Source organism: Nocardioides sp. GY 10127 (assembly GCF_004919085.1).
In the GTDB taxonomy this organism is placed as follows: domain Bacteria; phylum Actinomycetota; class Actinomycetes; order Propionibacteriales; family Nocardioidaceae; genus Nocardioides.
The window spans coordinates 97,482-121,277 of record NZ_STGL01000003.1; the positions used below are offsets into that span (position 1 = coordinate 97,482).

15 protein-coding genes are annotated in these 23,796 nt (G+C 73.3%); 8 read left to right on the plus strand and 7 right to left on the minus strand.

All coding sequences use genetic code 11. The features are described 5' to 3' along the window. Positions 1–19: 19 nt before the first annotated feature. Entirely contained in the window at positions 20–1,333 is a 1,314-nt protein-coding gene (locus E8D37_RS04170) for a glutamate-5-semialdehyde dehydrogenase (RefSeq protein ID WP_136568521.1), read from the minus strand. Positions 1,334–1,491: 158 nt separating this feature from the next. Between E8D37_RS04170 and E8D37_RS04175 the strand changes: the two genes are divergently transcribed. Further along, entirely contained in the window at positions 1,492–1,998 is a 507-nt protein-coding gene (locus E8D37_RS04175; RefSeq protein ID WP_168929611.1) for an SGNH/GDSL hydrolase family protein, read from the plus strand. Between the two features lie 47 nt (positions 1,999–2,045). Here the strand turns inward: E8D37_RS04175 and E8D37_RS04180 are convergent, their stop codons facing one another. The 5 genes from E8D37_RS04180 to E8D37_RS04200 all read right to left on the minus strand — a co-directional run bounded on the left by E8D37_RS04180 (position 2,046) and on the right by E8D37_RS04200 (position 6,551). After that, entirely contained in the window at positions 2,046–3,347 is a 1,302-nt protein-coding gene (locus tag E8D37_RS04180) for a chloride channel protein (protein ID WP_136568523.1), read from the minus strand. A gap of 205 nt (positions 3,348–3,552) precedes the next feature. Continuing rightward, entirely contained in the window at positions 3,553–4,506 is a 954-nt protein-coding gene (locus E8D37_RS04185; protein ID WP_136568524.1) for an electron transfer flavoprotein subunit alpha/FixB family protein, read from the minus strand. Positions 4,507–4,538: 32 nt separating this feature from the next. After that, positions 4,539–5,345, minus strand: a complete 807-nt coding sequence (locus E8D37_RS04190; RefSeq protein WP_136568525.1) for an electron transfer flavoprotein subunit beta/FixA family protein — start codon at positions 5,343–5,345, stop codon at positions 4,539–4,541. A gap of 103 nt (positions 5,346–5,448) precedes the next feature. Continuing rightward, a complete protein-coding gene (locus E8D37_RS04195; protein WP_240770182.1) occupies positions 5,449–5,766 on the minus strand; it encodes a hypothetical protein in 318 nt (105 codons plus the stop codon). 5 nt (positions 5,767–5,771) lie between these two features. Further along, positions 5,772–6,551 carry an enoyl-CoA hydratase-related protein gene (locus tag E8D37_RS04200; protein ID WP_136568527.1) on the minus strand — a complete coding sequence of 260 codons (780 nt, stop codon included), beginning with the start codon at positions 6,549–6,551 and terminating at the stop codon, positions 5,772–5,774. A gap of 187 nt (positions 6,552–6,738) precedes the next feature. Between E8D37_RS04200 and glgX the strand changes: the two genes are divergently transcribed. Continuing rightward, a complete protein-coding gene (gene glgX, locus E8D37_RS04205) occupies positions 6,739–8,898 on the plus strand; it encodes a glycogen debranching protein GlgX (RefSeq protein ID WP_136568528.1) in 2,160 nt (719 codons plus the stop codon). 66 nt (positions 8,899–8,964) lie between these two features. On the opposite strand, the gene glgP is transcribed toward glgX, so the two are convergent. Continuing rightward, positions 8,965–11,583, minus strand: a complete 2,619-nt coding sequence (gene glgP / locus E8D37_RS04210) for an alpha-glucan family phosphorylase (RefSeq protein WP_136568529.1) — start codon at positions 11,581–11,583, stop codon at positions 8,965–8,967. A gap of 126 nt (positions 11,584–11,709) precedes the next feature. Between glgP and E8D37_RS04215 the strand changes: the two genes are divergently transcribed. The 6 genes from E8D37_RS04215 (at position 11,710) to E8D37_RS04240 (ending at position 23,776) form a co-directional block, all read left to right on the plus strand. Then, on the plus strand, positions 11,710–15,195 hold the full coding sequence (locus E8D37_RS04215; protein ID WP_136568530.1) for a M36 family metallopeptidase: 3,486 nt from the start codon (positions 11,710–11,712) through the stop codon (positions 15,193–15,195). A gap of 167 nt (positions 15,196–15,362) precedes the next feature. Then, positions 15,363–17,345 carry an alpha-1,4-glucan--maltose-1-phosphate maltosyltransferase gene (locus tag E8D37_RS04220; RefSeq protein WP_136568531.1) on the plus strand — a complete coding sequence of 661 codons (1,983 nt, stop codon included), beginning with the start codon at positions 15,363–15,365 and terminating at the stop codon, positions 17,343–17,345. After that, a complete protein-coding gene (gene treS, locus E8D37_RS04225) occupies positions 17,342–19,156 on the plus strand; it encodes a maltose alpha-D-glucosyltransferase (protein WP_136568532.1) in 1,815 nt (604 codons plus the stop codon). Before E8D37_RS04220 ends, treS begins: the two co-directional genes overlap by 4 nt. Then, positions 19,153–20,631, plus strand: coding sequence for a hypothetical protein (locus tag E8D37_RS04230; RefSeq protein ID WP_136568533.1), 1,479 nt, complete (start codon positions 19,153–19,155; stop codon positions 20,629–20,631). Before treS ends, E8D37_RS04230 begins: the two co-directional genes overlap by 4 nt. Continuing rightward, positions 20,628–22,826, plus strand: coding sequence for a 1,4-alpha-glucan branching protein GlgB (gene glgB / locus E8D37_RS04235; protein ID WP_136568534.1), 2,199 nt, complete (start codon positions 20,628–20,630; stop codon positions 22,824–22,826). Before E8D37_RS04230 ends, glgB begins: the two co-directional genes overlap by 4 nt. 41 nt (positions 22,827–22,867) lie before the next feature. Further along, entirely contained in the window at positions 22,868–23,776 is a 909-nt protein-coding gene (locus tag E8D37_RS04240) for a GNAT family N-acetyltransferase (RefSeq protein ID WP_240770183.1), read from the plus strand. Positions 23,777–23,796 lie beyond the last annotated feature (20 nt).

Genomic DNA, 23,796 nt, shown 5'->3' on the forward strand with positions numbered 1-23,796 from the left:
TAGACGGTGGGTCGGCCGGTCAGCGCACGTGCCCGTCACCGGTGACCACGAACTTGGTCGAGGTCATCTCCGGCAGGCCCATCGGGCCCCGCGCGTGCAGCTTCTGGGTGCTGATCCCGATCTCGGCACCGAACCCGAGCTCGCCCCCGTCGGTGAAGCGGGTCGAGGCGTTGACCATGACGGCGGCGGAGTCCACGGCCGCCGTGAACCGGCGGGCCGCGCGCACGTCCGAGGTGACGATCGCCTCGGTGTGGCCGGACGACCACCGGCGGATGTGCGCCACCGCCGCCTCGAGGTCCTCGACGACGGCCGCCGAGATCTCCAGCGCCAGGTACTCGGTGCCCCAGTCCTCCTCCGTGGCGGGCACGACGCCCTCCAGCGCGGCGAACGCCTCGTCCCCGTGGATGGTCACCCCGCGCTCGCGCAGCGCCGCCGCGACGCGGGGCAGGAAGGCCTCGGCCACCGCCTCGTGCACGAGCAGCGACTCCGCGCTGTTGCACACGCTGGTGCGCTGGGTCTTGGAGTTGAGGACGATCTCGAGCGCCATGTCGAGGTCCGCCGCGGCGTCCACGTAGACGTGGCAGTTGCCCACGCCGGTCTCGATGACCGGCACGGTCGAGCCCTCGACCACGGCCGCGATGAGGCCCGCGCCACCGCGCGGGATGAGGACGTCGACGTCGCCCCGGGCCCGCATGAGGTGGGTGACCGTCTCGCGCGAGTCCGCCGGCACGAGCTGGACGACGTCCGCGGGCAGCCCGGCCTCGGCGGCCGCCGCGCGGAGGACCGCGACGAGCGCGGCGTTGCTGGAGGCCGCGCTGGAGGAGCCGCGCAGCAGCACCGCGTTGCCGGACTTCAGGCAGATGCCGGCGGCGTCGACGGTGACGTTGGGGCGGGCCTCGTAGATCATCCCGACCACGCCGAACGGCACCCGCAGCTGGCGCAGCTCCAGGCCGTTGGCCAGCGTCGAGCCACGGACGACCTCGCCGACGGGGTCCGGCAGGCCCGCGACGTCCCGCAGGCCCTGGGCCATGCCGGCGAGCCGGTCGGGGGTGAGCCGGAGCCGGTCCACCACGTTCGGCGGGGTGCCACCGGCCTCCGCGCGGGCGCAGTCCTCCTCGTTCGCCGCCAGCACGTCGGCCTCGGCGGCCAGCAGGGCGTCGGCCATCGCGTGCAGGGCCGCGTCCTTGACCGCCCGGGTGGCGACGGCCAGCTCGTGGGAGGCGGTCCGGGCCCGGCGGGCGAGGGCGCGCACGGCGTCCTCGCTGGTGAGGGACGGCTCCGCGACCGCGGAGGGTGCGGGGGTCTGGCTGGGCGCACTGGCGGTGGTCGTCACGGTGCCCAGACTAGGCGCGTGAGAACCCTCTCCCCGACGCGCTTCGGCATGCGGGCGCCGCTAGGTTCGTGGGTAAAGAGCGCGCAGGACGAGGGTGCGCGCCGAGGGCACCCCGCGAGGGGGCCGGAGATGGGGTTCGCAGGATGAGGATCGTGCTCGTGGGTGACAGCCACCTGGAGCGGCTCGGGGTCAAGGGCGAGCAGGTCGGCGTGGCCGCCGGCGCGCTCGTCGTGAACGCGGCGCGCGGCGGGGCCCTCGCGGCCGACCTGGCCGCGCAGGTGCGCAGCCAGTCGATCACCCCGGACGACGTGGTGGTGGTCTCGGTCGGCACCAACGACGCCGCCCCGGCCGCGGCCACCCCGCGCGAGGCGTTCCGCACGCACCTGGCCGCGGTCGTCGACCTGGTGCGCGCCCGCCGCTGGGTCTACCTGGCTCCCCCGGGCGTCGTGCCCGGCGCCCCCGGCGCCCAGGGCCGCACCAACGCCGCCATCAGCTGGTACAGCCAGACCGCCGAGCAGGTGTTCGTGGCGCGCCGTGGCGCCGTCGTGGACACGCGGGACCTGCTGGAGGACCTCGGCGACGACGCGTTCGAGGACGACGGGCTGCACCTGACCGAGCGTGCCTACGACGTGCTGCTGCCGCCGCTGGTCACCGCCTCGTCCTGAGCCACTCCCTCCTCGGGGGTGCGCCGGCGTCCTGGGGGTGCGCCGGCTCAGTGGTGCGCCGGTTGCGGGACGCGGTCCCCCAGCGCGGAGAGCACCAGCATCCCGATCGCGGCACCCGCGAGCAGACCCGGCGACGCCTCGAGGGGGAAGAAGAAGAGCAGCAGCGCCACCACGGCCAGGGGCCGGCGGAGCAGGACGACGCAGGCCGACGCCGCGCCGGCGGCGGCGAGGGCACCCAGCGGCGGGACGACGCCCCACCAGTGGGCCGCCCCGGCGAGGGTCGCGACGGCCAGCCCCACCGCCATGCCCGAGAGCACCACGGGGAAGATCTGTCCGCCGAACCACCCGGTGGACAGGCAGGCGAGCGTCGCGACGAGCTTGAGCACGGCCACGGCGAGCAGCGCGCCCGCCCCGGTGGTCGCGGCGGCGTCGAGCAGGTGCTGCCCGTCGTGCTCGCCGGAGAACAGGGCGAGCGGCTCCACGGCCCCGCACAGGCCCAGGACCGCGCCGCCCAGGGCCGCGCGGGGCACGGCGGACGGCACGAGCCGCTCGGCCGCGCGCCGGGTCGGCTCGAGCGAGAGCTGCAGCGCGAGACCCACCAGCGCCGCGGGCACGGCCGCGACGGCGACCCAGCCGAGGTCCACCAGCAGGTCGAGGCCCTCCAGGCTGCCCGGGTCCGGCAGCACGTAGCGGTGCAGCCCCTCGCCGGGGAGCAGCACCAGGAGCGTGAGGAGCCCGCTCACGGCCGCCACCACCCCGGCCCCGACCAACCGGGACGGCACCTCCGGTCGCCGGCTGCCCTCGACCGGCAGCACCACGGCGCCCAGCGGGCCGCCGAAGAGCCCGCTCACCGCGCCCACCGAGGAGAGGTAAGCGGCCTCGTGCCGGGTCACCCGCAGGATGCGGGCGGCGCGCTGGCCCAGGCCGCTGGCCATCAGGAGCAGCGGCGCCTCCGGGCCGAGCGAGGCGCCCGCCGCGAGCGAGACCACGCCCAGCGCGCCGGCGCGCAGGAGCCACGTCGCCCTCGGCAGGGGCTGCTGCTCGGCGTCCGCCCCGGTGAGGCCGTCGAGCAGGGTCAGGACGTCCTCGAGGTCGTGCGGGGTGTCCCGGTCGTGCCGCCGGCGCAGGAGACCCACCAGCAGGCCGCCCACCACGCAGACGAGCACGACCTGCCAGCGGCCCTCGCCGGGTAGCCGCGGGTCGGCCCCGTCCCACACCAGCCCGACCAGCAGGCGGACGAGGAGCAGGTAGACCGCGGCGAGGGCGCCCACGACGGACCCCAGGACGAGCGCGAGCCACGTCGTCCGCAGGACGCCGGACCCGTGAGCAGCCGGGGGCAGGGAAGCCATGGCCAGGCAACCTACTGCGGACCGGCGCGGTCTGCGGCCCGTCCCGCGGCGCCGGGTGGCCCCGGGAGAATCCGCGGGCACCGGTGAGGAACCGGCGCAGACGACTCCGCCCACCCCTCGCGCAGAAGGGGTGGGCGGGAGCACACTGTCCGGGCGGCGGAGGAACGTCGGAACAGGGACCCGGCGTTCCTCCGCCGTGCCGGACTCAGCCCTTGCGCTGCGTGACCTGCTCGGTCAGCGCGGGGAGCACGGTGTGCAGGTCACCGACGACGCCGAAGTCGACGAGCTCGAAGATCGGCGCCTCCGGGTCCTTGTTGACCGCCACGATCGTCTTCGAGGTCTGCATGCCGGCCCGGTGCTGGATGGCGCCCGAGATGCCGTTGGCGACGTAGAGCTGCGGCGAGACCGTCTTGCCGGTCTGGCCCACCTGGAAGCTGTGGGGCATCCAGCCCGAGTCGACGGCGGCGCGCGAGGCGCCCACCGCCGCGCCCAGCGCGTCGGCCAGGCCCTCCACGGGGGCGAAGTCGCCGCCGGTGCCACGGCCGCCCGAGACCACGATCGCGGCCTCGGTCAGCTCGGGGCGTCCCGACGCCTTGCGCGGCTGCGAGGCCACGACCATCGCCGAACGGGCAGCCTCGCTCACCGTGGCCGCGAACGGCTCGACGGTGCCGGCCCCGGCGACGTCCTCCACCGGGGCGGCGTTGGGCTTGACCGTGATGATCGGCGTGCCGGTGGTGACCTTCGCCTGCACCGTGTACGAGCCGGCGAAGACCGACTGCGTGGTGGTGCCGTCGGCGGCCACGTCCACGGCGTCGGTGATCAGGCCGGAGCCGGTGCGGATCGAGAGCCGCGCCGCGATCTCCTTGCCCTCGGCGCCGGAGACCAGCAGCACCGCGGCCGGGGAGGTCTTCTCGACCAGCTGCTGGAGGACCTCGACCTTGGGGACGACGAGGTAGCCGCGCAGGGCGGCGTCGTCCACGGTGTAGACCTTCTCGGCGCCGTGGGCGGCCAGCTTCTCGGCCGCGGCGGCCGCGGCGTCGGCCGGGCCGATGAAGACCGCCGAGGCCGTGCCCAGGCGGCGGGCCAGCGTGAGCAGCTCGAGGGTGGGCTTGCGGATCGCGCCGTCGACGTGGTCGACGACGACCAGGACCTCGCTCATGTTCTGCGTCCTCTCTCTTCGCTCAGCCGCGCTCAGATGAACTTCTTGTCGGCGAGGAAGCCGGCCAGCGCCACGGCGCCCGACCCGTCCTCGTCGGTGACGATCTCGCCGGCCTCGCGCGGCGGGCGGGCGGTGGTCTGCTCGACGACGGTCCACGCCACGGAGGCGCCGACGGAGCCGGCGTCCACGCCGAGGTCGCCCAGCGACCATGTGGTCATGGGCTTCTTCTTCGCGGCCATGATCCCCTTGAAGGAGGGGTAGCGGGCCTCGCCGGTCTGGTCGGTGACGCTGAGCAGCAGCGGCATGCGCCCGCCCACGATCTCGGTGGCGGTGTCGGTGTCCCGCTTGATCCGCACCTGGTCGCCCTGGGTCTCCACGCGGGAGGCGAAGGTGACCTGCGGCAGCCCGAGCCGCTCCGCCAGCATCGCCGGCACCACGCTCATGCCGGCGTCGGTGGAGGCCATGCCGCACATGACGATCTCGGCCTGCCCGTTCTCCGCGGCCAGCTTCTCCACGGCCTTCGCCAGCACCAGGGACGTCGCGGGGGCGTCCGAGCCGGCGACGGCCTCGTCGGTCACGAGGACGCCGGCGTCGGCGCCCATCTGGAGCGCCTTGCGCACCGCGTCGGTGGCCTGCTCCGGGCCGACGCAGAGGGCGGTCACCGTGACCGCACTCGGGTCCTCGGCCTTCTCCTTGAGCTGGAGCGCCTGCTCGACGGCGTACTCGTCCAGCTCGGAGAGCAGACCGTCGACGCCGACGCGGTCGACGGTGTTGTCAGCCTCGAACTGCCGGTTCGCGGTCGCGTCCGGCACGTACTTCACGCACACGACAATGTTCATCTGGTCCTCCGGCCCCGCGGGGCCACTCCTGGGCTCTCGACTCCGGCGATGTTACCCGCCGGTCACATTTGGGTGCCCACCCCGGCGGTGGGCTGGGTCACACTCAGCTCTTGCCCGGGCTGATCAACCGGGCCAGCACCCGGCCGACCACCAGGTAGGCGATCGCTCCGAGGCCCCAGTTGAACAGCGCGTTCTTCACGTCCGCATTCTCGCCGCCGAACTGGCGGATGCCATTGGTGCGACTGAAGACTCCGAGGTCCGCGGCGTTGGCGAGGTCCAAGACCAGGCGCACGAGCGTGTTGTCCGGGTTGGCCCCGATCGCGACGAGCAGGGCGCCCAGGGCGAGCACCGCAGCCACCACGACGACCGCTGTCCACACCAGCTGGGCGAGCAGCGCGCGACCCCGCGCGATCCGTGCCACGCGGCTCACCGCCCCTCGAACCGGGCCTGGCCCGGTCCGTTCTCGATGAAGGAGCGCATGCCCGCCTCGCGGTCCTCGGTGCCGAACAGGCCGGCGAAGGCCGCCCGCTCGAGGGCGAGCCCGGTGGTGAGGTCGGTGGCCAGCCCGCCGTCCACCGCCTGCTTGGCCGCCCGCAGGGCCAGGGAGGCCGCGCCGACGAACTGCCGGGCCCACTCCACCGCCTCGGCGTAGACGTCGGCCGGCGCGACGAGCCGGTCGACCAGACCGATCTCCAGCGCCTCGTCGGCGCGGACGAACCGGCCGGTGAAGATGAGGTCCTTGGCGCGCGAGGGGCCGACGAGCCGCGCCAGGCGCTGCGTGCCGCCGGCGCCCGGGATGATCCCGAGCAGCACCTCGGGCTGGCCGAGCACCGCATCGGTGGCGGCGAACCGGACGTCCGCGGCCAGCGCCAGCTCGCAGCCGCCGCCCAGCGCGTAGCCGTTGACCGCCGCGACGACCGGCTTGGGGATCTCCGCCACCGCGGTCACGGCGGCCTGGAGCGGCCCGGCGACGGCCAGCATGTCCGCGTAGGACATGTCGGCCATCTCCTTGACGTCGTTGCCCGCGGCGAAGACCCGCTCCCCACCGGTGAGGACCACCGCCGCGACGTCCTCGCGGTCGGAGACCTCCTCGGCCGCCTCCCGCAGCTCGGCCTGCACGGCCAGGCTGATCGCGTTCATCTTGGGGCGGTCCAGCCTGATCGTGGCGACGCCCTCGTCGACCTCGAGGCGGACGAACTCGGCCATGGGTGGCTCCTTCGGGGATGTGCGTGAGGTCCCCCGTGCTGGGGATGCGGGGGGCGACGGGAGGTGCCCGTCCACCCGCGGGGCTCAATCTGGCGGACCGGGACCGCGCGGGACACCGGCAACTCTGTCAGACGCGTCACTCCGCCCGCACCCACCGCGTCGGGCGGAAGGCTGGGACAATCCCCGCATGCCACCCGTCACCTGGAAGCACCTCGGTCAGACCGCCAAGGTCTGGCCCGGCCGCAACTGGCCCCTCGGCGCCACCTGGACGCCCGAGTCGACCAACTTCGCGGTCAGCGCCCCGGGGGCGACCCAGGTGTGGGTCTGCGTGTTCAGCACCGACGAGGCGGGCGGCGAGGTCGAGACCCGTCACGAGCTCACCGAGCACTCCCTGGGCATCTGGCACGGCGCGCTCCCGGGCATCGCGCCGGGCACCCCCTACGGCTTCCGCGTGGACGGCCCGTGGGACCCGTCCCAGGGCCTGCGCTTCAACCGCGACAAGCTGCTGCTCGACCCCTACGCCCAGGCCGTGAGCGGCGAGTTCGTGCCCGACGAGGCCGCGTTCGGCTACGTCTTCGGCCAGCCGCACCGCCGCTCCCGCTCCGACTCGGCGCCGTTCGTGCCCCGCAGCGTGGTCGTGGACCCCTCCTTCGACTGGGAGGGCGACGAGCCCATGCAGCGCCGCTGGCGCGACACCGTCATCTACGAGTGCCACGTCAAGGGCATGACGAAGCTCCACGACCGCGTCCCCGAGGAGCTCCGCGGCACCTACGCCGGCATGGGCCACCCCGCGGTGACCGACTACCTGCGCGACCTCGGGATCACCGCCGTCGAGCTCCTGCCGGTCCACCAGTTCGTCTCCGAGCCGGGCCTCACCGCCCGCGACGCGGTGAACTACTGGGGCTACAACTCGCTGGGCTACTTCGCTCCGCACGGCGCCTACTCCTCCGTCGGTGACGCGGGCGGCCAGGTGAACGAGTTCAAGCAGATGGTGAAGTCGCTGCACCGCGCCGGGCTCGAGGTCATCCTGGACGTCGTCTACAACCACACCGCCGAGGCCGGCCCGCTGGGCCCGACCCTCAGCTTCCGCGGCCTCGACGACCGCGGCTTCTACCGCCGGGTGCCGAGCACCGAGGGCTTCGACGACACCTACTGGGACGTCACGGGCTGCGGCAACACCGTCAACACCGAGAACCCCTTCGGCCTGCGGATGATCCTCGACTCGCTGCGCTACTGGGTCACCGAGATGCACGTCGACGGCTTCCGCTTCGACCTGATGTCCGCGCTCACCCGCACCGGAACGAACGTCGACATGGGCGCCGACCTCCTGGTCGCCATCGGGCAGGACCCGGTGCTGCGCCACGTCAAGCTCATCGCCGAGCCCTGGGACGCCTCGATGGACGGCTACCTGGTCGGCGGCATGCCCGCGCCCTGGACCGAGTGGAACGACCAGTTCCGCGACACCCTGCGCGACTTCTGGCGCAACCAGACCTGGGGCGTGCACGCGATCGCCACGCGCCTGGCCGGCTCCTCCGACCTGTACTCCGACGACGGCCGCACGGCCTACAACTCGATCAACTTCGTCACCGCCCACGACGGGTTCACCGTGCGCGACCTCGTCAGCTACAACGGCAAGCACAACGAGGCCAACGGCGAGGAGAACCGGGACGGCACGGACAACAACCGCTCCTGGAACCACGGCGTCGAGGGCGAGACCGACGACCCGGCACTCCAGGGCCTGCGCCGCCGCCAGGCCGCCAACCTCATGGTGACCCTCTGCCTGGCCAACGGCGTCCCCATGATCACGGCCGGCGACGAGCGGGGCCGCACCCAGCGCGGCAACAACAACGCCTACTGCCAGGACAACGAGACCTCGTGGATCGACTGGCGCGCCGACGACGCCTGGCTCGACGTCTACGAGACGACGAAGGCGGCCCTCCAGCTGCGGCGCGACCACCCCGCGCTGCGCCAGCGCCACTGGTTCGAGGGGCGGCCCACCATCGTCGGCGGCCCGAAGGACATGGCCTGGCTGCACCCCTCGGGCCGCGAGATGACCGACGCAGACTGGCACGACCCGCAGGTCTCCGCGTTCGGCATGTTCCTCTCGGGCGGCCCCCTGCGCTCCCCCGGCCCGCGGGGTGAGCAGCAGCTCGACTCCTCGTTCGTCGTGTGGTTCAACCCCGGCCGCGCCCGGCAGCGGGTGCTGCTGCCGGAGAACGACTGGGTGCAGAAGGGCGAGGTCGTCATCTCCACCGACGCCGAGCACCCCGTGGGCGAGGTCGTGCGCGCGGGCGAGCACCTCGTCCTGGGCAGGCGGACGCTGGTCGTGCTGCGCGAGATGCGCTGACCGGGCCGCCCCCAGGGGCCGCCCGGCCGTCGGGCGCCGGCTTAGGTGCCGGCGCCCGTGGCGGCGTCAGCGCGGGTAGGTGACCAGGCCGAGCTCGGCCGGCGTCGCCAGCGCCGCGTGCCTCGGCACGACCCGCACCGTGTAGCCGAACGGGCCCGCGTGCGCGAGCTCGATCTCGGTGTCGAACCGGTAGCGGCCGGAGCCGAGGGACTCGGCCCGGGCCAGGTCGGTGGTGGTGACGTCCACCAGCTCGTCGGAGTCCACCGCCGTGCCCTCGACCAGCTGCACCGCCACGTCCTGCGGGTCCAGCTGGCCCAGCGCCACGAACGCGCGGACCGAGAGCCGGTCGCCCACCTCGGGGACCTCGTGCTCGACCGGCCCGACCCACGAGCCCTCGACGTGCTCGACGCGCACCGCGCCCCAGCCCTCGCGCACGCCCCGCTTCCACAGGGCCAGCGAGCGGGCGCCGGCGTGGTCCTCCCCCAGGGCCCGCGACGAGCCGGCGGCGGGCGAGTAGAGCAGCCGGACGTAGTCGCGCACCATGCGGCTGGCCAGCACCTTCGGCCCCAGCGAGAGCAGGGTGTGGCGCAGCATGTCGGTCCAGCGGGTCGGCACGCCCGAGGCGTCCGCGTCGTAGAAGCGCGGGGCGACCTCGTTCTCGATCAGCTCGTAGAGCGCCGCGGCCTCGAGGTCGTCGCGGCGCTCGGGGTCGTCCAGGCCGTCGGCGGACGGGATGGCCCAGCCGTTCTCGCCGTCGAACCACTCGTCCCACCAGCCGTCGAGCACCGAGAGGTTGAGGCCGCCGTTGAGCGCAGCCTTCATGCCCGAGGTGCCGCACGCCTCGTAGGGCCGCAGCGGGTTGTTCAGCCAGACGTCGCAGCCCGGGTACAGCGGCTGCGCCATGGCGATGTCGTAGTCGGGCAGGAAGACGATGCGGTGCCGGACCTCCGGGTCGTCGGAGAGCCGCACGATGTCCTGGATCAGCTTCTTCCCGCCGTCGTCGGCCGGGTGGGCCTTGCCCGCGATGACCAGCTGCACCGGCCGCTGCGGGTCGAGCAGCAGCGCCTTGAGCCGGGCCGGGTCGCGCATCATCAGCGTGAGCCGCTTGTAGGACGCGGCCCGGCGGGCGAAGCCGATGGTGAGGACGTCGGGGTCCAGCACCGAGTCCGTCCAGGCCAGCTCCGCCTCGGTGGCGCCGCGCTGGAGCCAGGACGCCCGCAGGCGGCGGCGCGCCTCGCCGGCCAGGCGCTCGCGCTGCCGCCGCTTGACGGCCCACAGCTCGGCGTCCGGGACCTCCTGGACGGCGCGCCAGAACGCCTCGGTGTCGTCGCCCTCGGGGTCGGCGCCGCGGGCCACCGCGAGCTCGAGCACCTCGCGCGCCACCCAGGTCGGCGCGTGGACGCCGTTGGTGATGGACGTGATGGGCACCTCGTCCTCGTCGAAGGAGCTCCACAGGCCGTTGAACATCTCCCGCGAGACGTGCCCGTGCAGCTGGGAGACGCCGTTGGCGCGCTGGGCGAGCCGGAAGCCCATGACGGCCATGTTGAACACGCCCGCGTCGCCGCCGACGTAGTCCTCGGCGCCCAGGCCCAGCACGTGCTCGGTCGGCACCCCGGGCGTCACGCCGCCGGCGGTCGCGAAGTACTGCTCCACCAGGGTCCGGGGGAAGCGGTCGATGCCCGCGGGGACGGGCGTGTGCGTGGTGAACACCGTGCCGGCGCGCCCCACCTCCAGCGCCGTCGCGAGGTCGAGCTGCGGACCGTCCTCGGCCACGCTCAGCTCGCGCAGGCGCTCGATGCCGAGGAAGCCGGCGTGGCCCTCGTTGAGGTGGAAGACCTCCGGCTCGGGGTGACCCGTGAGCCGGCAGAAGACGCGCAGGGCCCGGAGGCCGCCCACACCGAGGAGCAGCTCCTGGCGCAGCCGGTGCTCGGCGTTCCCGCCGTACAGCCGGTCGGTGACGTCCGCGTAGTGCTGGGGGTTCTCCTTGACGTCGGTGTCCATCATCACCAGCGGCACGCGGCCCACGCTCGCGACCCAGATGCGGGCCACCATGTCCGGGCCGCCGGGCATCGCCAGCGAGATGGTGGCGGGGGTGCCGTCGGCCTCGCGCAGGAGCTGGACGGGCAGGGCCGCCGGGTCGAGCAGCGGGTAGCTCTCCTGCTGCCAGCCGTGGCGGTCCAGCGACTGGCGGAAGTAGCCGTGCCGGTAGAGCAGGCCGATGCCGACGATCGGCACGCCGAGGTCGCTGGCGGCCTTGAGGTGGTCGCCGGCCAGGATGCCCAGGCCGCCGGAGTACACCGGGAGCGCCGCGGAGATGCCGAACTCGGCCGAGAGGTAGCCGATGGCGCGCGGCCAGGCGGCGGCCTCCGGGCCCTCGGCGCGGGCCGCGGAGCGCTGGTACCAGCGGTCCGTGGTGAGGTAGCGGCGCAGGTCGGCCACCCCCGCCTCCACCGCCGCCACGAAGGCCTCGTCGGCGGCCGCTGCCTCCAGCCGGGCGCGCGGCACCAGGCTCAGCGTCTTGAGCGGGTCGTGCCCGCTGTCGGCCCACGCGCCGGCGTCCAGCTCGGCGAACAGGTCCTGGGTGGGCGGGTGCCAGGCCCAGCGGAGGTTCCCCGCGAGCTCCCCCAGCCCCTCGAGCGGCCCCGGCAGCGCCGGGCGGACGGTCAGTCGTCGGATCGCGCGCACGGGACGACCGTAGCCCTCGTGCAGGCCGCCGGGGACCGGCGTTGGTCTCTGTTCACAGTGCGTGACGTCAGGGCCGTTGGACCTACCGGCGCGTAACCCGGGGCTTCCGGTGGCCGTTGTCGGGCCATGACCACCCCTCACCAGCGCCGCGCGCGCCGGACCACGGCCGCGTTGGCCCTGCTCACCGCCGCACTCGCCCCGGGGCTCACCCAGCTCCCGGCCCTCGCGGCGGACGCACTCCCCGCCACCGCGTCGGGCGCCTCCGCGCTCGGCTCCTCGCTCGGCAGCACCACCACGGACGGGCTCGGCACCCTCGCCGACCCCACCGCCGGACTGGACGACCTCGACGCCCGGGGCACGGCCGTGCCCTCCGCGCTCCAGCGGCGCGCCGCCCGGGCCCTGGACGCCGACCTCGGCGGTGTCTCCCTGCGCTGGAACGACTACGGGACGCCGGCCTCGGTCCTCGCCGAGGACGGCGTGCTCGCCCTGGCCACCTCCGCCGACCCCGTCCGGGCCGCCCGCACCTGGCTGCGCCGGCACGCCGACCTGTTCGGCATGACCGCGGCCCAGATGGACGGGCTCGCACTGGTCAACGACGCCGAGCTCGCCTCGTACCCGGACGCGGACGGCGATCCAGGCGCGAACGCCGGCCATGCCGTCCTCTTCCGGCAGCGCTTCGGCGGGCTCCCGGCCGCCGGTGGCAGCCTCGTCACGGTGGGCGTCTCGCGCGGCTCGATCGTCTACGTCTCGTCCTCGCTGGTGCGCACCGACGCCACGCCCGAGGCCGCCGTCCTCACCCCCCTCGAGGGCTGGCTGGCCGCCGCCGCGAACGTCGGTCGCCCGCTCGGCACCGCCCAGGTCTCGAAGATCGCCGGCACCGCCGACGGCGGCCCCCTGAGCTGGACGCGGCTCACCGTGCCCGGCTTCGCCCAGGAGCAGCAGGTGCGCCTGCGCTCCCTGGCCCTGGCCGACGGCACCGTCCGACCGGTCTACGTCGCCAACGTCGTGGACGTCGAGGGCGGCGCCACCCTCGCCTACACCGTCTTCGTGGACGCCGTGGACGGCACCGTCTGGTTCCGTCAGGACCAGGCCGAGAACGACTCCGTCTCCGACGTCTACTCCGGCACCTACAGCAGCACCGAGTGCGGTCCGCGGCACGAGTTCGAGCTCACCGACGACGCCACGCGCTCGATCAACGCGGTGGCGCTGGCCGCCCCGGTCGACGACGTGGTCGTGAAGTTCTTCGGCCCCGACGGCGCCCTCCTCTACACCGGCGACCTCGGGACCAGCCCCGAGGTCGCCACCTACGCCTCCGACGACCTCCCGGCCGGGGTCTACGCCGCCCAGGTCTGCCCCTACGACAGCGCCTCCGCGGTCGTCGGCACCTACTCGATGCTGGTGGCGACCTCCGACGCCGAGCAGCCGTCCGCCGACGGCCTCGGCTTCGACCCGACCTGGGCGTACTGGACGGCGAACCCGTCGATGGACTCCACCGAGGTCGGCGTCACCCCGGACGACGAGGTGGTCGGCTGCTGGGTGGCCACCGACCTGTGCACCTCCCCCACCGGCCCGTTCGAGAACCTCGCCTCCCCCGTCGGCTGGGACACCGTCAACGCCGGCGCCACGTCCACCACGACCACGGTCGGCAACAACGCGACCACGCACGAGGCCTGGGTGAGCCCCCTGACCCCCGGTGGCCTGCTCCAGGCGCCCGTCTCGCCCACGCGCACCTACACCCCGGAGTTCACCGACGCCTGGAACGAGTCGCAGTGCGACCCGACCAACCTCGTGCCCGGCGGCAACGACATCGACGCCTCGGTGACCAACCTGTTCGTCTCGCACAACCGGATGCACGACTACAGCTACTACCTGGGCTTCACCGAGAAGAACTACAACATGCAGGCCGACAACTTCGGCCGCGGCGGCGTCGGCGGGGACGCCGAGGTCGGCAACGCCCAGGCGGGCGCGCTCACCGGCGGGCAGCCGCTGCTCCTCGGCCGCGACAACGCCAACCAGATCGCCCTCCAGGACGGCATCCCCGGCATCACCAACCAGTACCTGTTCCAGCCGATCGCGGGCTCCTTCTACGCCCCCTGCACCGACGGCGGGCTCGACATGGGCATCGTCGGCCACGAGTACACGCACGCCATCTCCAACCGCATGGTCGCCGGCCCCGACGAGGGGCTGACCTCCGAGCAGGGCGGCGCGATGGGTGAGTCGTGGAGCGACCTGGTGGCCGCCGAGTACCAGTTCAGCCACGGCTACGACAACGGCGGCAACATCTGGGCCGTCGGCGTCTACGCCACCGGGAACCGCAGCGTGGCGATCCGCGACTACGCGATCAACCACAACCCGCTGAACTACTCCGACTACGGGTTCGACACCACCGGCGCCGAGGTGCACGCCGACGGCGAGATCTGGAACGGCACGCAGTGGGAGGTCCGCCAGGCCCTGGTGAAGCGCTACGACGAGAAGTTCCCCTACGACGACGCCGAGCTCCAGCTGGCCTGCGCCCAGGGGTCGGCGACCGCGTCGCCGCTGCCCCCGCAGTACTGCCCCGGCAACCGCCGCTGGGTGCAGCTGGTCTTCGACTCCTTCCTGCTCCAGCAGGGCGCCACGTCGATGCTCGACGCCCGGGACGCGATGATCGCGGCCGACCGCATGCGGTTCGGGGGCCGTGACGTCGACGTCATGTGGGCCGCCTTCGCCCGACGCGGCATGGGCGTGGACGCCGCCACCGACGGTGGGGACGCCACCAGCGTCACCGGCGGGTTCGCCGCGCCGTCCGGCAACGGGACCATCGCCTTCGAGCAGGGCGACGTCCCGGGCTCGGTGTACGTCGGCACCTACGAGGCTCGCGCCACGCCGTTCGCGGACACCCTCCCCGGCACGGACCTCGGCTCGGTGCAGTCCATGACGCCCGGCACCTACGACCTGGTGTTCGTCTCCCCGCGCGGCGGGTTCACCCGGCTGAGCGCCACCGTGGTGGCCGGGGAGCGCACCGTCGTCCCCCTGCCGAGCCGTCGCAACCTCGCGGCGGCCGCCAACGGCGCCTCCGTCCTGGCCGCCACCGAGGGCTCGCTGAACGCCGACTCGCTCATCGACGGCACGGAGGACACGAGCTGGGCGGGTGTCACGGCCGAGAACGTGGACGTCTCGAACCCGTCGGTCTCGGTGGACCTGGCCGGCGGCGTCCGCCGGGTGAAGCGGGTCCAGGTGAGCGCGCTGCTCAACCCGGTCGACTCCGACACCGACGTCGACCAGGACTCGGGCTCGCGGTTCACCGCGCTGCGCCGGTTCGCGATCGAGGTCTGCACGACCGGCTGCGCGGGCTCGGGCACCTGGCGTCGCGTCTACACCTCCGACGCGAACGCCTTCCCCGCCGTCCGGCCCCGCCCGGTCGCCCCGGACCAGACGCTGCGGGAGTTCGTCCTCCCCCGTCGCGTCCGGGCCGCCGCCGTCCGGCTCGTGGCACTGGAGAACCAGTGCACCGGGTTCGCCGGCTACGCCGGGGAGATCGACGCCGACCCGCTCAACGACACGGACTGCTCCACGGCGTCCGACCGCGGCACGATCGTCCACGCCGCGGAGCTGCAGGTCTACGCGCGCTGACCCTCGCCGCCCACGACCGGGGGGAGCCGCGCGGCCGCGCGGCTCCCCCCGGTGCGTCCTGGTTCGTCCCGTCCCGCGCTCCCGGCGGCGGGGAAGTCGCGCAGGCCACGCCGGGTCTCCTGTGGGGTGGCTTGCAGGGCAGGGGCGGAGCCGGTTGGGTGGGTCACATGGTCGGACGCATCCCCGTGATGAACGTGATGCCCCTGGTCGATCTCGGGCGGCAACCCGCCAAGGCGACCGTGGGCGAGCCCCTGCCGGTGACGGCCACCGTGTTCCGCGAGGGACACGACAAGCTGGCCGCCGAGGTCGTGCTGGTGGCGCCGGACGGCAGCCGCCGCGCCCCCGTCCGCATGACGAAGGACGCCGCTGTGCCGGACCGGTGGAGCGCCTGGGTGACCCCGGACGTGGGCGGCGCCTGGAGCTTCGAGGTCCACGCGTGGTCGGACCCGCTGGCCACGTGGGAGCACAACGCGGGCGTCAAGGTGCCCGCCGGCGTCGACGTCGAGCTGATGTTCACCGAGGGGCGCCTGCTCTTCGAGCGGGTGCGCGCGGGTCTCCTCCCCGAGGAGACCTTCGCCGCCGACGTCCTGGACGGCGCGGTGCTGGCCGCCACCGACACCGGACGCCCCGCCGAGGCGCGGCTGGCCGCCCTCCAGGACCCCGAGCTCGCCCAGGTGCTGCGCGCTCACCCGCTGCGCGAGCTCGTCACGGTCGAGGGCCCGTTCCCGCTCTTCGCCGACCGGCCGCGGGCCCTGTTCGGCAGCTGGTACGAGTTCTTCCCCCGCAGCGAGGGCGCGTACGTCGACGAGGCCACCGGCAAGGTCGTCAGCGGCACCTTCCGCACCGCGGTTTCCGGCCTGGAGCGCGCGGCGTCCATGGGCTTCGACATCGTCTACCTGCCGCCGATCCACCCGATCGGCGAGGTCAACCGCAAGGGGCCCAACAACACCCTGACCCCCGGACCGGACGACCCGGGCTCGCCCTGGGCCATCGGCTCGAAGGCCGGCGGGCACGACGCGATCCACCCCGACCTGGGCACCGTGGAGGACTTCGACGCCTTCGTCGCCCGGGCCCGCGAGCTGGGCCTGGAGATCGCCCTCGACCTGGCGCTCCAGGCCGCCCCGGACCACCCCTGGGCCACCGAGCACCCCGAGTTCTTCACCACCCGCGCGGACGGCACGATCGCCTACGCGGAGAACCCGCCGAAGAAGTACCAGGACATCTACCCGGTCAACTTCGACAACGACCCCCGCGGCATCTGCGCGGAGGTGCTCCGCGTGGTGCGCTACTGGATGAGCCGCGGCGTCCGCGTCTTCCGCGTCGACAACCCGCACACCAAGCCGGTGGCGTTCTGGGAGTGGCTGCTCGGCGAGGTCCGCCGCACCGACCCCGACGTCCTGTTCCTGTCCGAGGCCTTCACCCGCCCGGCGATGATGCACGGTCTCGGCGCGGTGGGCTTCCACCAGTCCTACACGTACTTCACCTGGCGCACCGGCAAGGCCGAGATCGAGGAGTACCTGCTCGAGGTGGCGCGGGAGTCCGACCACCTCATGCGCCCGAACTTCTGGGTCAACACCCCGGACATCCTCCACGGGTTCCTCCAGTACGGGGGCCCGGCGGCCTTCAAGCTCCGGGCCGCCCTGGCCGCGACCGGCAGCCCCTCGTGGGGCATGTACTCGGGCTACGAGCTGTGCGAGCACGTCGCGGTGAAGCCCGGCAGCGAGGAGTACCTGGACTCCGAGAAGTACCAGGTGCGGGTGCGCGACTGGGAGGCCGCCGAGGCGAGCGGCCGCTCGCTCATCGGCTACGTCCGCCGCCTCAACGAGGTCCGGCGGGCGCACCCGGCGCTCCAGCAGCTGCGCAACACGACCATCCACTACAGCGACGACGACCAGGTGCTCGTCCTCGCCAAGCAGGCCGTCCCGGGCGACGCCTCGGCCGACACCGTGATCGTGGTGATCAACCTCGACCCGCACGGCGTCCACGAGACCACCGTGCACCTGGACGTCGACGCCCTCGGCCTGGGCGAGTCGTTCGCCGTCCACGACGAGATCACCGGCGCGGACTGGACGTGGGGCCAGCACAACTACGTGCGGCTCGACCCGTTCCACGAGCCCGCCCACGTCCTCACCGTGCGGGCGGCCCGATGAGCGCCGGCGAGCAGGGCACGGGCCCCGCCGGCGAGCCGGTGGCCGCCGAGGAGCAGGAGCTGACCCGCGACCCGGTGGTCGACGGGACGACGGACTCCGGCGTGGACGCGGAGTCGGCCGGGCGCCCCCAGCCGGACTGGTTCAAGACGGCCGTCTTCTACGAGGTGCTCGTCCGCTCCTTCCGCGACTCCAACGGCGACGGCACGGGCGACTTCCGCGGCCTGGTGGAGAAGCTCGACTACCTGCAGTGGCTCGGTGTCGACTGCCTCTGGATCCCGCCGTTCTTCCCCTCCCCGCTGCGCGACGGCGGCTACGACGTCGCGGACTACACCGGGGTCCTGCCGGCCATCGGCTCCATCGACGACTTCCACACGTTCCTCGACGAGGCGCACAGCCGCGGCATCCGCGTGATCATCGACTTCGTCATGAACCACACGAGCGACGCGCACCCGTGGTTCCAGGCCAGCCGCTCCGACCCCGAGGGTCCGTACGGCGACTTCTACGTGTGGTCCGACACCGACGACCTCTACTCCGAGGCGCGGATCATCTTCGTCGACACCGAGCCGTCCAACTGGACGTGGGACCCGGTGCGCCAGCAGTACTTCTGGCACCGCTTCTTCTCCCACCAGCCGGACCTCAACTTCGACAACCCGGCCGTGCACGAGGCGATCATCGACGCGCTGCGGTTCTGGTTCGACATGGGCCTGGACGGGTTCCGCCTCGACGCCGTGCCCTACCTCTACGAGCGCCCGGGCAGCAACGGCGAGAACCTCCCCGAGACCCACGACTTCCTCAAGAAGATCCGCAAGGTCGTCGACGACGAGTACCCCGGCCGCGTCCTGCTCTGCGAGGCCAACCAGTGGCCGCAGGACGTCGTGGAGTACTTCGGGGACTTCGCCGCCGGCGGCGACGAGTGCCACATGGCGTTCCACTTCCCGGTGATGCCGCGCATCTTCATGGCGGTGCGCCGCGAGTCGCGCTACCCGATCTCGGAGATCCTCGAGCAGACGCCCGCGATCCCCCACAACTGCCAGTGGGGCATCTTCCTGCGCAACCACGACGAGCTGACCCTCGAGATGGTCACCGACGAGGACCGCGACTACATGTGGCAGGAGTACGCCAAGGACCCGCGGATGAAGGCCAACATCGGCATCCGCCGACGGCTGGCCCCGCTCCTGGAGAACGACACCAACCAGATCGAGCTCTTCAACGCGCTGCTGCTCTCCCTGCCCGGCAGCCCCGTCCTCTACTACGGCGACGAGATCGGGATGGGCGACAACATCTGGCTGGGCGACCGCGACGGCGTCCGCACGCCGATGCAGTGGACCAGCGACCGCAACGCCGGGTTCTCCTCGGCCAACCCCGGCCGGCTGGACCTGCCGGTCGTCCAGGACGCGATCTACGGCTACGAGTCGGTCAACGTCGAGGCGCAGATGGAGAACCCCTCCTCCCTGCTGCACTGGACCCGCCGGATGATCCACGCCCGCCGCCACCACCTGGCGTTCGGCCTCGGCGAGTTCCACGACCTGGGCGGCTCCAACGCCACCGTCCTCTCCTACGTCCGCGAGTACACCGACCCGGAGACCGGGGCGGAGGACGTGATCCTCTGCGTCAACAACCTCTCGCGCTGGCCGCAACCGGTCGAGCTGGACCTGCGCCGGTTCCAGGGACGGCGCCCCGTCGAGCTGATCGGCAACGTCCCGTTCCCCGTCATCGGCGAGCTGCCCTACCTCCTCACGCTGGCCGGCTACGGCTTCTACTGGTTCCGGCTGCCCACCGCACCGACCCCGGAGGAGGGACCCCTCCTGTGACCGACGCACCCGTCCCCACCACCGGCCCGGTCGACCACGTCGACCCGGCCGTCCTCGCCGAGTACCTCGGCCGCACCCGCTGGTTCGGCGGCAAGGGCCGCCCGTTCACGGTCAGCCAGGTCTACCGGATCGGGCACGTGCCCGGGATCGCCGAGGGCGGCCCGCTGGCCGTGCTCAACCACCTGGTCGAGCTCACCTACGCCGATGTCGCGGCCGGCGCCGACGGTGCCGCCGGTGCCGATGGGGAGCAGGCCGTCGAGGTCTACCAGGTGCCGCTGGCCTTCTACACCGACCCCGTGCAGCGCCTCGACCACGCCTTCCTCGGGTGGTGGGAGGAGCCGGGCCTCGGCTGGGTGCACGTCTACGACGCCGTGCACGACCGCGAGGCGATGGCGGCCTGGCAGCGCTCCTTCTTCGACGCCTACGACACCGGCGAGGCCCGCGACGAGGCCTCCGGCCTCACCTTCCGCCGCCTGCCGGGCTACGAGCTGGACCCCGAGGCGCGGGCGTCGCTCTTCTCCGGCGAGCAGTCGAACTCGACGGTGATGTTCGGCGAGGACGCCATCCTCAAGGTGTTCCGGAAGCTGACGCCGGGCCGCAACCCCGACATCGAGATCCACGAGGTCCTCACCCGGGCCGGCTGCCCGAACGTCGCTGCCCTCTACGGCTGGATCGACTGGACCCACCCGCGCACCGGCGAGATCTGGCAGCTCTCGATGCTGCAGCAGTTCCTGCGCACCGCCTCGGACGGCTGGGAGCTCGCCCTGGCCTCCGTGCGCACCCTCTTCTCCGACCCCGAGACCCGCGCGTCGGCCTCCGGCGGCGACTTCGCCGGCGAGGCCACGCGGCTCGGCGAGGCGCTGCGCGACGTCCACGAGACCCTCGCCGCGCACTTCGGGACGAGCCAGGCGGACGCCGGGGCCCTGGCCGCCGTCATGGGCCGGCGGCTCGCGGCGGCCTCCGCGGTCGTCCCCTCCCTCGAGCCGTACCTGGAGGGCCTCCAGCGGGTGTTCGGCTCGGTGGCCGACCAGGGCCTGCTCACCACTCAGCGCGTCCACGGCGACCTCCACCTGGGCCAGACGCTGCGTACCTCCCTGGGCTGGAAGATCGTCGACTTCGAGGGCGAGCCCGCCAAGACGCTGGCCGAGCGGGTGCTCCCCGACTCCCCCTGGCGGGACGTCGCGGGCATGCTGCGCTCCTTCGACTACGCCCCGCGCGTGGTCGAGCGCGCCTTCGCCGAGGACGACCCCGAGGGCTCGCAGGCCCGCACCGCGCGCGCCCAGGAGTGGGCCAACCGCGCGAAGAACCACTTCCTGGTCGCCTACACCGGCGGCGAGGTGACGCCCGAGCAGCGCACGCTGCTCGACGCCTACGTCGCCGACAAGGCCGTGTACGAGACCGTCTACGAGACGCGCAACAGGCCGACCTGGGTGGACATCCCGCTCCAGGCCGTCGCCGAGATCGGAGCAGCATGAGCACCCCCACCCCCACCCCGCAGCCCGTCCCGACCGAGGTGCTCGAGCAGCTGGTGCGCGGCGAGCACGGCGACCCGCACGGCGTCCTCGGAGCCCACGAGCACGGCGGTGCGGTGACGGTCCGCGTCCTGCGTCCGCTGGCGACGTCGGTCGCCGTCAGCGGCGAGTGGGGCAGCACCCCGCTCACCCACGAGCACGAGGGCGTGTGGGTCGGCGTCCTGCCGCTCGCCTCGGTGCCCGACTACCGGGTGAGCGTCTCCTACGGCGGGGAGCCCGCCGTCCACGACGACCCCTACCGGTGGCTGCCCACCGTGGGCGAGATGGACCTCCACCTGTTCAACGAGGGCCGGCACGAGCAGCTCTGGGACGTCCTGGGCGCGCACGTGCGCAGCTACGACACCCCGGCCGGCAGCGTCACCGGCACCTCGTTCGCCGTGTGGGCGCCGCACGCCCGCGGCGTCCGGCTCAAGGCGGACTTCAACTCCTGGGACGGCCGCGAGCACCCGATGCGCCAGCTCGGCACCTCGGGCGTGTGGGAGCTGTTCGTGCCGGGCGTCGGCTCGGGCGCGACCTACAAGTACGCCCTGCTCACCCAGGACGGCCGCTGGCTGGAGAAGGCCGACCCGATGGCCGGCTGGGCGGAGAAGCCCCCGCAGACGGCCTCGCGGGTCTTCGAGACCTCCTACGAGTGGGGCGACCAGGCCTGGATGGAGGCCCGCGGCGCGACCCAGGCGATCGAGTCCGCGATGAGCATCTACGAGGTGCACCTGGCCTCCTGGAAGAAGAACTACGACGGCTCCCTGTGGACGTGGGAGCAGCTGGCCGACGACCTGTCCGCCTACGTCGCCGACCTGGGGTTCACCCACGTCGAGCTCATGCCCGTCATGCAGCACCCCTTCGGCGGCTCGTGGGGCTACCACGTGACCTCCTACTTCGCCCCCGACAGCCGCTTCGGCGACCCGGACGGCTTCCGCCGGCTCGTCGACCGCCTGCACCAGAACGGCGTCGGCGTCATCCTCGACTGGGTGCCCGGCCACTTCGCCACCGACGAGTGGGCGCTGGCCCGCTTCGACGGCACTCCGCTCTACGAGGACCCCAACCCCCAGCGCGGCTGGCACAAGGAGTGGGGCAGCCACATCTTCAACTTCGGCCGCCACGAGGTGCGCAACTTCCTCTACTCCAACGCCGTCTACTGGCTGGAGGAGTTCCACGCCGACGGCCTGCGCGTCGACGGCGTGGCCTCGATGCTCTACCTGGACTACTCCCGCGAGCACGGCGAGTGGAGCCCCAACAAGTACGGCGGGCGCGAGAACCTCGAGGCCGTCCAGTTCCTCCAGGAGATGAACGCGACCGTCTACCGCCGGGTGCCGGGGATCGTGACCATCGCGGAGGAGTCCACGGCCTGGCCGGGCGTCACCCGCGCCACCGAGCACGACGGGCTCGGCTTCGGCTTCAAGTGGAACATGGGCTGGATGCACGACTCCCTGGACTACGTCTCCAAGGACCCGATCTACCGCCGCTACCACCACGGCGAGATGACGTTCTCCCTCGTCTACGCGTTCAGCGAGAACTACGTGCTGCCCATCAGCCACGACGAGGTCGTGCACGGCAAGGGCTCGCTCCTGCGCAAGATGCCCGGCGACCGCTGGCAGCAGCTGGCCAACCTGCGCGCCTACCTGGCCTTCATGTGGGCGCACCCCGGCAAGCAGCTGCTCTTCATGGGCTCCGAGTTCGGCCAGGAGTCGGAGTGGGCCGAGTCCCGCGAGCTCGACTGGTGGCTCCTCGAGCACGCCGAGCACGCCGGCGTCCGCGACCTCGTGCGCGACCTGAACCACGCCTACACCTCCTCCGGGGCCCTCTGGGGGCGCGACCACGACCCGTCGGGGTTCACCTGGGTCGACGGCGGGGACGCCGACCGCAACGTCTTCTCCTTCATCCGCCGCTCCCCCGGGGAGCCGGAGGTGGTGTGCGTGAGCAACTTCGCCGCCGTCCCGCACGACCTGCGGCTCGGGCTGCCGGCCGAGGGCACGTGGGAGGAGATCCTCAACACGGACGCCACGGGCTACACCGGTTCCGGCGTGGGCAACCTCGGGCAGATCACCGGGCACCGCGGCGAGTGGTCCGGCCAGCCCGCGCACGCGGACGTCGTCGTGCCCCCGCTGGCGACGGTGTGGTTCCGCCGGATCCCCTCGTGAACGGGCCCGAGCGGGCCCGCCGGTCTCGGTAGGCTGCGGGGGTGACCTCGCAGCCGACCCTCGACGACGGCACGGTCACCCTCCGGCCGGCCCGCAGCCCCGATCCGTCCCGGCTCGCGTTCTACGTGGTGACCGACGACCGCACGATCGGCACCGCCACCGTCGTCATGACCGACCCCGGCACGGGTGCCGTGGCCGTGGAGATCTCTGAGCGGGCCCGCGGGCGCGGCTACGCCGTGCGGGCCCTGCGGATGCTCGTCGACTGGGCCCTCGCGGGCACCCGCACCGACGGCCTGGGGCTCCAGCGGGTCGAGTCGTGGATCCCCGAGCAGGACGAGGCCGCCCTGCGGGTCTCCACCCGGGTGGGCATGCGCCGCGAGGGCGTCCGCCGCCGCGTCCGCGGCCCCGGCGAGGCGGTCGAGGCCCACGTCGTCATGGCCCGGCTGGCCACCGACCCGCCGCTCACCGAGCCGGGCGCGTTCCGCACGCTGCTCAACTCCTTCCTCCCCCGCAAGCGCGCCATCGGCCAGATGCTGGTGCGCGACCCCGACGGCCGGGTCCTGCTGTGCCAGCTGACCTACAAGCAGGACTGGGACCTGCCCGGTGGTGTCGTCGAGGTCAACGAGTCGCCCCGGGTCGCGGTGGCGCGCGAGGTCGAGGAGGAGCTCGCGATCACCCTGGACGCCGGCCGCCTGCTGCTCACCGACTGGCTGCCGCCGTGGGCCGGCTGGGACGACGCTCTCTGCCTGGTCTTCGACGGCGGCGTGCTGCGTCCCTCCGACCTCGACGGGGCGATCCTCCAGACCCGCGAGATCCGCTCGGTGGCGTTCTGCACCCTCGAGGAGGTCCGCGAGCGGGCCACCGACTTCACCGCCCGCCGGGTCGAGGCGGCGCTCGCCGGCCTCGAGGACGGGTCGGTGCGCTACACGGAGTCCGGCCGGGCGGTCTGAGGCCGGGCTGCCAGAGGCCG

Excerpts from the sequence above, each read along its gene's own strand:
- glgB (WP_136568534.1), top strand. The coding sequence starts at position 20,628 with ATGAGCACCCCCACCCCCACCCCGCAGCCCGTCCCGACCGAGGTGCTC.
- E8D37_RS04180 (WP_136568523.1), bottom strand. The coding sequence starts at position 3,347 with ATGGCTTCCCTGCCCCCGGCTGCTCACGGGTCCGGCGTCCTGCGGACG.
- E8D37_RS04200 (WP_136568527.1), bottom strand. The coding sequence starts at position 6,551 with ATGGCCGAGTTCGTCCGCCTCGAGGTCGACGAGGGCGTCGCCACGATC.
- E8D37_RS04185 (WP_136568524.1), bottom strand. The coding sequence starts at position 4,506 with ATGAGCGAGGTCCTGGTCGTCGTCGACCACGTCGACGGCGCGATCCGC.
- treS (WP_136568532.1), top strand. The coding sequence starts at position 17,342 with ATGAGCGCCGGCGAGCAGGGCACGGGCCCCGCCGGCGAGCCGGTGGCC.
- E8D37_RS04215 (WP_136568530.1), top strand. The coding sequence starts at position 11,710 with ATGACCACCCCTCACCAGCGCCGCGCGCGCCGGACCACGGCCGCGTTG.
- E8D37_RS04190 (WP_136568525.1), bottom strand. The coding sequence starts at position 5,345 with ATGAACATTGTCGTGTGCGTGAAGTACGTGCCGGACGCGACCGCGAAC.
- E8D37_RS04220 (WP_136568531.1), top strand. The coding sequence starts at position 15,363 with ATGGTCGGACGCATCCCCGTGATGAACGTGATGCCCCTGGTCGATCTC.
- glgX (WP_136568528.1), top strand. The coding sequence starts at position 6,739 with ATGCCACCCGTCACCTGGAAGCACCTCGGTCAGACCGCCAAGGTCTGG.